Annotated in this window: 8 protein-coding genes; 3 read left to right on the top strand and 5 right to left on the bottom strand. The window is 36.4% G+C overall.

Going from position 1 to position 9,975, the window contains the following annotated elements:
• Positions 1-37: 37 nt before the first annotated feature.
• The 3 genes from E1171_RS15055 to E1171_RS15065 form a co-directional block, all read right to left on the bottom strand.
• Positions 38-652 (bottom strand): bifunctional nuclease domain-containing protein, encoded by a 615-nt coding sequence (locus E1171_RS15055; protein ID WP_187696477.1) that lies wholly within the window; start codon positions 650-652, stop codon positions 38-40.
• Between the two features lie 374 nt (positions 653-1,026).
• Entirely contained in the window at positions 1,027-1,986 is a 960-nt protein-coding gene (locus E1171_RS15060; RefSeq protein ID WP_155206870.1) for an electron transfer flavoprotein subunit alpha/FixB family protein, read from the bottom strand.
• 127 nt (positions 1,987-2,113) lie between these two features.
• Positions 2,114-2,851 carry an electron transfer flavoprotein subunit beta/FixA family protein gene (locus E1171_RS15065; protein WP_155206871.1) on the bottom strand — a complete coding sequence of 246 codons (738 nt, stop codon included), beginning with the start codon at positions 2,849-2,851 and terminating at the stop codon, positions 2,114-2,116.
• An 81-nt stretch (positions 2,852-2,932) separates the two neighbouring features.
• Between E1171_RS15065 and E1171_RS15070 the strand changes: the two genes are divergently transcribed.
• Complete coding sequence (locus tag E1171_RS15070) at positions 2,933-3,256, top strand: tetratricopeptide repeat protein (protein ID WP_155206872.1); 324 nt, start codon at positions 2,933-2,935, stop codon at positions 3,254-3,256.
• Between the two features lie 297 nt (positions 3,257-3,553).
• Here E1171_RS15070 and E1171_RS15075 read toward each other — a convergent pair whose 3' ends face one another.
• Positions 3,554-4,552, bottom strand: coding sequence for a quinone oxidoreductase family protein (locus E1171_RS15075; protein WP_155206873.1), 999 nt, complete (start codon positions 4,550-4,552; stop codon positions 3,554-3,556).
• 218 nt (positions 4,553-4,770) lie between these two features.
• Positions 4,771-6,351: a replicative DNA helicase gene (dnaB, locus tag E1171_RS15080; RefSeq protein ID WP_155206874.1), complete on the bottom strand. Its 1,581-nt coding sequence runs from the start codon at positions 6,349-6,351 to the stop codon at positions 4,771-4,773.
• A gap of 792 nt (positions 6,352-7,143) precedes the next feature.
• Here dnaB and E1171_RS15090 point away from each other — a divergent pair.
• Both E1171_RS15090 and E1171_RS15095 read left to right on the top strand, forming a co-directional pair.
• Positions 7,144-8,520: a UDP-N-acetylmuramate--L-alanine ligase gene (locus tag E1171_RS15090; RefSeq protein WP_155206875.1), complete on the top strand. Its 1,377-nt coding sequence runs from the start codon at positions 7,144-7,146 to the stop codon at positions 8,518-8,520.
• A 294-nt stretch (positions 8,521-8,814) separates the two neighbouring features.
• A complete protein-coding gene (locus E1171_RS15095) occupies positions 8,815-9,621 on the top strand; it encodes a 3'-5' exonuclease (protein ID WP_155206876.1) in 807 nt (268 codons plus the stop codon).
• The last annotated feature ends 354 nt before the right edge of the window (positions 9,622-9,975 follow it).

Here is a 9,975-nt window from a genome sequence, read left to right on the forward strand (position 1 = left end):
TTAACTGCACTTTCAACTCCCTAATTGTCTAATTACCTTAATTTCGGCGATTCATCTCGTCCCTAATGAGGGCCGCTCGCTCATAATCTTCCTTAGCCAAGGCCTCATCCAGCATTCTCTTCAATTGATCTAGGGAAAAATCCTTCAATTGCTCAGAAAGCGGCTTACCTTGTCTTGACACATGCTTTTTCTCTGTTTTCTTTGGCACTTCCTTCTCTGCTTTTTCCTCTTCCTCCACTTCATCAGTCAGTACAATTCCTGCCTCGGACATTATGGATTCAAATGTGAAAATTGGAACGTCAAAACGAAGCCCAATAGCAATGGCATCGGATGGCCTTGCATCAATTTCAACAGTTTGATTACCATCGGAACAAATCAATTTAGCAAAGAAAACCCCTTCTTTTAAATCCGAAATAAGTATTTCCTTAATGGAAAAATCAAAACTCTTGGCAAATGATTTAAACAAATCATGTGTCATTGGGCGATTAGGGGTAATTTTTTCAATTTCAATGGCTATTGCCTGTGCTTCAAACATTCCAATGATGATAGGAAGACGACGATTCCCCTTTAATTCCCCTAATACTAGAGCGAAAGAGCCTGACTGCGACTGACTCGAAGAAAGCCCAAGTATTTCCAATTCGATTTTATCCACAATGATTCGTTTTTTGACCCGAAGTTAGCAAATAGAATTTAGAACGTGGATCGCTCCTTTCCAAATCTTTACTCAAATTTATCATGATTTTCTTATCTAGTTCTAATATCAACTAAATTAGATAGAAAAAACAAAAACTTAAGCTACTTACTCCAGTGAGCACTCCTTTAGTATTTATTCAACCACAAATATAAAGATAAATTGCCATTATAATAGTTAAAATTAAAAGGAGTATATTATTTTCTAAACATTAGATAGGATAAAAGAAAGAATATAATCCTCCCTTTCTCTATAAATAAGGGGAATAAGGAAAATTATGGTTTCCCTATTTCCCTTATTCTATCAAATCTGATATTCCAATATTCTTATAAATTTTAAGCGTTCAGTGCTTTTATGGCAGCTGTCAACTTAGGAACTATCTCAAAAGCATCTCCCACAATTCCATAATCCGCAGCTTTGAAAAATGGTGCTTCTGGATCCTTATTAATAACAACCAAACATTTTGAGGAGTTTACACCTGCCAAATGTTGAATGGCTCCAGAAATCCCCACAGCAATGTAGAGGTTAGGACTCACTTTTATCCCGGTTTGTCCTACATGTTCATGGTGAGGTCTCCATTCCATATCAGATACGGGTTTACTACATCCTGTAGCTGCCCCTAATGATTTAGCCAGATCTTCAAGAATATGCCAATTTTCAGGACCTTTCATTCCCCTTCCTCCGGAAACTACAATTTCTGCCTCCGGCAAAAGAATCTCACCCTCTGCCTTTTCTACCCCTGTTATCTTAAGGGCAAAATCTGCTTCGTTCACGGTAGAAGCAAATGCGTCCACCGCACATGGAGCTCCATCTTCTTTTAAAGGGACAGCATTTTTCTTAATAGCTAAAATCTTCTTCTCAGCTTTAAGGTCAACATTTACAAAGGCTTTTCCTGTATAAATTCCTCTTTTTACTTTAAAACCAGCAGAAAAATCCGGCAATTCAACCACATTTGATGCTAAGGCTGCATTTGATTTAATAGCTACTCTAGAAGCGACAGCGTCACCCAGTGAAGATTTGGCCAACACAAGAATCTCAGCATTCTCTTTTTCCATCGCCTCAGCAACCACGGAGGCATATGCCATAATATTGTCTTCCTTCAATTGCTCATCCTTAGCATGTAATACTCTTGAGGCTCCGCTAATTCCGGCTTTTGCCAAAGCACTCTCTTCAGCTTCACCTATTGCCAGGGCAATTACCTCGCCACGATCTAAGGCTGCTGCATATGAAACGGCCTCCAAAGATGACTTCCGAATTTCCCCTTCGGAACTTTCTATAAATACTAAAACTGACATTATATTTTCAATTATCTTTGATCAAAAAATATTACATTTTAATTTTTATTACGAATTCTTTTAAGGTGAAAATCACAATTGGTCTCCATTGCTCACAAAATTGAACTTCACCTATGTTCGTAATCTTTTAAAGTACCTTTGCTTCTTCTTTTAACAGACGAACCAACTCTTCCACATTATCAGCATCAACCATTCTAACTTCGCCTTTTGCAGGTGGTAATTCATAATTCTCCACCACTGAAAATTCTCCAACTTCTACCGGTTCAAGTACATTCAACGGCTTAGTCCTTGCCGACATAATTCCCCTCATATTTGGAATTTTCCATTCCGCAATCGGTTCCTGGCAACCCGCAACAAAAGGCAACTTCACTTCCACTTCTTCATGTCCCCCTTCAATTTCCCTGGACATTTTTGCTAAATCTCCTTCAATATCTAATCTCATTACAGGAGAAACTGAAGGCATACCCAACATTTCAGCCACCATTCCATGGACCATACCACCGTTAAAATCAATAGATTCTCGTCCCATTAAAATAAGGTCATAGCTTCCTTGTTTAGCTACTTCTGCAATTTGAGACGCCACAAAGTGAGAATCTGAAGGAAAAGCATTTACTCTTATGGCCTCATCTGCACCAATGGCCAATGCTTTTCGAATAGTAGGTTCGGTTGAAGCTTCCCCCACATTCAAAACTGTAACAGAGGCTCCATGAGAAGCCTTTAATTCAACAGCTCTAGCCAAAGCGTAATCATCATACGGGCCAATGACAAACTGCACCCCAGAGGTATCGAACTTTGTATTATTATCCGTAAATGCGATCTTTGAGGTCGTGTCCGGCACGTGCGATATACATACTAGTATTTTCATCTTGTAAACCGTAATTATTTAGTAAAAAAATATCAGTGGTGAATTTACTCAATAATTGAAGAAATAAAAATTTATCAAAGCATGAATTCAGAGCGAACCAAACAATTGTTAGGATTCTTAAAAAAAGACCCTGACGATCCCTTTATCAAGTATGCAATTGCCATGGAGTATCAAAAAACCGATAAGAAAAAAGCATTATTTTATTTTGAAAGTTTATTGAAGGAACATGAAGATTATTTACCTACCTATTATCATGTTGCTAAACTTTTGATTGATATAAACCAAAAAAAGGAAGTAGAAGGGATCTTTAAAAAAGGAATTGAACTGGCACAAAAACAAGGGGATTATCTGGCTCTCAGAGAGCTACAAAATGCTTATACAAATTATTTATTTGAAGAGGAGTAGAATCTCATGAACAGTAGAAATTTAATAATGGAAGTAAATTACAAACCCTCTTCCCTAATTTAGGTTTACACAAATTATAGCTAAACCTCTACCTCGGGGAAAGAATGTATTTTTATCGTTTGCAACCCTTTTTTCCCTTTGTTTTTTTAGAAATCCATTTCGATTCATTAAAAAAACCCTGTTGAAAATAAAATAATTACTTTCAAAACTTTTTTTGAGAATGGCCTCAGGAAACAAAAATTCTTCCGGACACTGCTTTTAAAAAGAAGTTCCGGAAGTAATCTCCAAAATACAAGTTTAAAACCTAACAACTAATTTACCGAACATTTTTCCCGATTGCATTTTATCAAATTGAGAAATAATATTTTCGAAAGGCACTACAGAATCTACTATTGGTCTAATCTCTTTCTTGGCCACAAAATCTACCATATCATTAAATTCTTCATCGGTTCCCATGGTAGTTCCTTGAAGGGTAATATGATTCCAAAAAATTCGTCTAAGATCTAAGCCGGACGGAATCCCAGTGGTTGCTCCAAAAAATACTATTTTCCCTCCTGGCTTAGTCACACGAAGCAAATTATTCATAAAATCTCCTCCAGCACTATCAATAATAAGATCAAACCCGCCAGTTTCTTTTAAGGCTTCTTTTTCCCAACCCTTATTTTTGTAATTGTAGGTACCAGCTGCCCCCATATGTCGTACTTTTTCTAACTTCCCTTCACTGCCTGAAGTGGCATATACTTCAGAACCAGCGGCCACAGCAAATTGAAACGCAAACTGGGCAACTCCTCCACCTACACCTGATATCAAAACTTTTTTTCCAGCTTCCACATTACCACAAGTAAACAAAGCCCTGTAGGCAGTTAATCCTCCCAGAGGAAGAGAAGCCGCTTCTTCCGAAGTAAGATGCTTTGGCTTTTCTACCAATCGATCCACTGGAACAGCAACATATTCCTCAAAAGTGCCATTAGAAGGCATTCCCAATATCTCAAAGCTGGGGCTATGTGCTGCGGGGTTATCTCCCCAATTCATAGCTGGATTAATAATTACTTCCCTTCCCTTCCATAGCACATCTTTTTTATCAAATACCTCCTCCACAGTCCCACTACCATCTGATCCTAAAGCCACTCCCTCTGTCAAATTAGGATATAAACCTTCCCTGCACCATTGATCCCTATGATTTAAAGCAGCAGCTTTGATTTTTATCAAGGCTTGACCACTAGCCAAAATGGGCCTTTCTAAATCTGTTATTTTTAACCGATCCTTATTCTCTTGAGATAAAACTAATGCTTTCATTTGTTGACAATATTTTGATTTAAAGTTTTAGTTCTAAAATGAACTATCATTTTTTTCTAATATTAAGACATCACCAATACACGATGTAGTCAGTTTTAAACTTTCTAGGAATCAAAAAAATAAAATAGAATTCTTTTCAGGAACATTATAATTAAAAAAAGCAGCACTTCATCAATGAAACGCTGCTTTTCCTTTTTATACTTCACCCTCAATTCCATTTAAAAGGGAGCTGGGTCAAAACCATTTGAATCATTTTCATCTACTCCTCTATTTACTTTACTTCCTAGGGTAACCGCATTTGAAGCATTATCAAAACTTGAGGCTGAGCCTGAAACTGGGAAAGAATCTCCAAAGGATTCAACACCCATTCCATGAGCTGTATCCAAGTCAGAAAAACGGGTATATTTTCCAATAAATTTCAAAGAAATGGTGTCCAGTGCACCATTACGGTGTTTAGCAATTATCACTTCCCCTACTCCCTGGGTCGCCTGTCCATTTTCATCCTCCGTAATTCCATAATATTCTGGGCGGTAGAGGAACATTACCATATCAGCATCCTGCTCTATCGAACCCGATTCCCTTAAATCTGATAATTGTGGACGCTTATCCCCTCCTCTAGTCTCCACTGCACGACTTAACTGGGACAATGCAATTACAGGGACTTCTAATTCTTTTGCAATTTGCTTTAAAGCCCTGGAAATGGAGGCAATCTCCTGTTCACGGTTTCCAGCCCCCCCTCCACTTTTTGAGCTATCCCCACTCATCAACTGCAAATAATCAATAATAATTAATTGAATGTCATGTTGAGCTTTCAAACGTCTACATTTGGCACGCAATTCCAAAATCGACAAGGCAGGAGTGTCATCAATAAAAATAGGAGCATCATTTAATCGCGCTGTTTTATGCACCAGTTGTTCCCATTCAAATTCCGCTAAATTTCCTTTCTTTATCTTTTCGCTTTCCAATTCCGCTTCAGAAGATATCAATCGATTCACCAACTGAACGGCAGACATCTCCAAAGAGAAAATAGCAACAGGTTTTCCAAATTCCACTGCTGCATTTCTTAAGGCAGAAAGTACAAATGCGGTTTTTCCCATTGCGGGACGGGCTGCAATAATCACTAAATCTGATTTTTGCCAACCGGAAGTGACCCTGTCAAGAGCAGTAAAGCCTGAAGGAACCCCCGTTAATCCATCTTTTTGATTCCTTCTACTCTCAATTTCGGTAAAGGCCTCACTCATAATTGAGCGCATATCGGCATAATTCTTTCGGATATTAGACTCTGAAACATCAAAAAGAGCCTGTTCAGTTTTATCTAAAAGAATAAATACATCTGTTGTATCTTCAAATGCTTCTTGCTGAATTTCAGAAGAGATCCGGATTAACTCCCTCTTGATGGACATTTCCGAAATTATCCGCGCATGAAATTCTATATTTGCCGCAGAACTCACCTTTGTGGTTAATTCAGCTAAATACAAAGCTCCTCCTACAAATTCCAACTCCCCGTCTTTTCTTAATTGACTAGTCACCGTTAGTAAATCAACCGGCTCGGAATTATTAAAAAGAGAAACCACCGCATTATAAATCTTCTGATGGGCTTCCTTATAAAAGCTGGCAGGCTTTAGAATATCCACCACTTTGGTTAAGGCATCTTTTTCTAGCATTACGGCGCCTAATACGGCCTCCTCTAAATCAAGCGCTTGAGGTGGCAACTTACCTTGTTGACCAACCAAAGCGCGATTCATAGCTCCCCTCTTGCTTAGAAACCGCCCTTTTTCCCCTGTATTTATTTCTTCCATTAATTATTATCAAAAACCCCGATAAAAATCAGTTTATTTAAACCCAAAATTAAACAAAGCTATTTATCAAAAGTAAAATACACCTCAACAAAAGTTAAAATCTGATCTCTATCTCATAAACTTTAAGTAAGCCTATTAGAACAAATAATCTTTTTTGTAAAAATCAATCATACGCAAAAGTAAGTGCATTTCTCCTTGGACACAAATAGAGTTTACCGATTAAAGAATTGCAAAATAGAAAATTTAATACAATCCTTCTACTCTCAATAACATTTAGGATTAAATTTTTTAATAACCCCAATTAGCCAAAAAACCAGTAAAAAAACTCCTATCACCACTTTAATAGCTAATTTTATAAATAATATTTAATAGGTAAACAGGAAATGCACCCGTCCCAATCATGAATTTGATTTACACACTTCTTAAAAACTTGGAATTAGACTCCTTTACCCTAAATACTTATTTTCCAAATCCTTAACTATGAAATCCAAAACACCCCTTCAATTCTCCGCTCTAAACTTTTTGTACAAAATGCATTATTAATGATTTTAAGAATAACAGCTCTTGGCACCAAATTATTCACTATTTTTATCTTTCAAATAACTGCTATTGACTGTATAATAGAAAATCCAAAATTTTTAACCTCTAAATACCTCCTTATCCTCCGTTTCTTCTTTCAAATTTAAAACTAAAAACTATCATTTGAATGAATCCTGAAGACGGAATAATAAACTAATAAAATTTGAAGGTGCTCAATTTTCTCTTAATTTTGGTCTTTAAAAGTAGAAATAAATGCAGGACGACATTAGAAATATTCATTTTATAGCAATCGGCGGGAGCATCATGCACGATTTGGCCATCACCTTGCACAAAAAAGGGATGAAAATAAGTGGTTCAGATGACCAAATATTTGAGCCATCCAAAAGCCGATTAGATCAATACAATTTACTGCCAGAACAAACAGGCTGGTTTCCTGAAAAGATCACCAAAGAACTGGATGCGGTTATTTTAGGAATGCATGCAAAAGAAGATAATCCGGAGCTATTAAAAGCCCAGGAAATTGGTTTAAAAATATATTCATTCCCCGAATTTATTTATGAACAATCAAAAAACAAGCAACGGGTAGTTATAGCCGGTAGCCATGGAAAAACAACTATTACGGCCATCATCTTGCATGTTTTGAAATATTTCAATCGTGAATTTGATTACCTCATTGGAGCACGATTGGAAGGTTTCGAAGATATGGTAAAGCTAACTCAAAATGCTCCTCTTATTGTAATTGAAGGAGATGAATATTTTACTTCTCCCCTTGACCACACACCAAAATTCTTAAAATACCATCATCACATTGGATTAATAAATGGTTTGGCCTGGGACCATGCCAATGTCTACAGTGATTTCAATAGTTACACAAAACAATTTGATTCTTTTGCTGATGCTACTCCAAAGGCGGGTACACTTGCCTATTTTGAAGATGATGACTTGGTTGATATCATTGGAAAAAAAGAACGAACAGATGTTCAAAGTATTCCTTATCATGAACATCCACATAAAAAGGTGAACGAAAAAACAGTGCTTATCACCAAAGACCAAGATGTTTCTGTAAATCTATTCGGTAAGCATAATATGCAAAACATAAGCGCTGCAAAGACGATCTTGTTAGAGATTGGCCTAACAGAAGAAATGTTCTATCAAGCCATTGGAAGCTTTAAAGGAGCATCCAGAAGACTAGAAATTATTGATTCTTCACACAATTTCACTATTTTAAGAGATTATGCCCATGCTCCTTCAAAGGTGGAAGCTACTACCATGGCTGTAAAACATCAATTCCCGAAAAGAAAGCTGTTGGCCTTTCTGGAATTACACACTTATAGTAGCCTTAGCCGCGATTTTATAAGTCAATACGATGGGACCTTGGACAGTGCGGACTTACCCATTATCTATTTTGACCCTGAAGCCGTAGCTTTAAAGAAGTTCAAGCCACTTACACTTAAAGAGATAAAAGAAGCATTTGGCAGGGAAGACATTCTCTTGTTTACAGAAAAAGATGCCTTAGAAGCCTTCATTCTTAAGCAAGATGTTTCTGAAAAAAGCTTATTATTTATGAGTTCCGGAAATTTTGGTGGCCTTGACATATCAGGGATAGGAAAAAAAATCGTTGCTCAATAAAGGTTTGGAAAATAGAGTTAGGCTCTAGTATAAAAGGTATTAGAAAAGAAAAAGAAAAAATTTAAGGTTTAAAAAAGGTCTGTCAAAAAAAACCAGGTCAGACCCTACTTAAACTTTACTAACATGACCAATTACAACAATTTTTTCTTGTGCCCTTAGGAAAAGGTACTTTTAGAAAAGTAATAACATTAAGGAGCCTGTAATTTTCAGAAATAAAATACTTTAGAAAAAAGTCTTTTTAGCAAAAACCAAGAAAAACACAGACCACTATTAGATAAAAAATAGTAAAAAGTTATGCATTTAAAATTAAAAAACCCTTTAGCTGTTTTTGACCTTGAAACAACTGGAACTAATGTAGTAAAGGATCGAATTGTGGAGATTTCAATATTAAAGGTAACACCTAATGGAGAATCCTCTACCAAAACCTTAAAAATTAATCCCACCGTACCCATTCCCCTCGAATGCAGCCTAATTCACGGAATATATGATGATGATATAGTCGATGCACCTACTTTCAAAACAGTCGCTAAAGAATTAGGTAAATTCCTGGAAGGATGTGATTTGGCTGGCTTTAACATCGTTCGTTTTGATGTTCCCCTTTTGGTGGAAGAGTTCCTAAGGGCCGGAGTTGATTTTGACATTAAAAATCGAAAACTAGTAGATGCCCAGAAGATTTTTCATATGATGGAAAAAAGGACACTTTCTGCTGCATACAAATTTTATTGCGGAAAAGACCTTGAAGGTGCCCACAGTGCAGAAGCTGACACATTAGCTACGTTCGAGGTACTAGATGCCCAAATTGCAAAATATGAAGGCCAAAAGGTGGTAGACCACTTAGGGAAAGAAGTAGCTGTCATTGAAAATGATGTAAACGCCCTTCACCAATTAAGTGCTTCCAACATGGTAGACCTATCAGGCCGTTTTGTTCTAAACAATAATAATATTGAGGTTTTTAATTTTGGTAAACATAAAGGAGTAGCGGTAGAAAAAGTCCTGGAAAAAGAACCGGGTTATTATGACTGGATGATGAAAGGAGATTTCCCATTGGATACCAAAAGAAAGTTAACGGAAATTAAACTGAGAGCTTTTAACATGAAGTAATTTTTTTCCCCTAAAAATATTTGCTTTTTAAGCACCTTCACTTTAATACTTACACTAAAAAAGGTCAAATCATTGACCTTTTTTTATTGAATTTGAACCAAAATCCCTTCCCATTTTAGAATTTTTCAACTCTTCACAATTGAAACCAAAGAAAAAAGACAAATAAAGTACACAATTCTCCATTTTAAAATGTACTAATCTCCTAAGTAAATAACACATCTTTCCTAGAAATTAAAGATGATAATACATATATTAAATAAGACCCTTTTATTTAATTCTCTCCCCTAATCTCATACAGATGTCAAAAACTATCATTGTTTCTAATCGACTTCCAATAAAAATTCATAAAAAAAA

The organism is Xanthovirga aplysinae (assembly GCF_009711365.1).
Lineage (GTDB): Bacteria > Bacteroidota > Bacteroidia > Cytophagales > Cyclobacteriaceae > Xanthovirga > Xanthovirga aplysinae.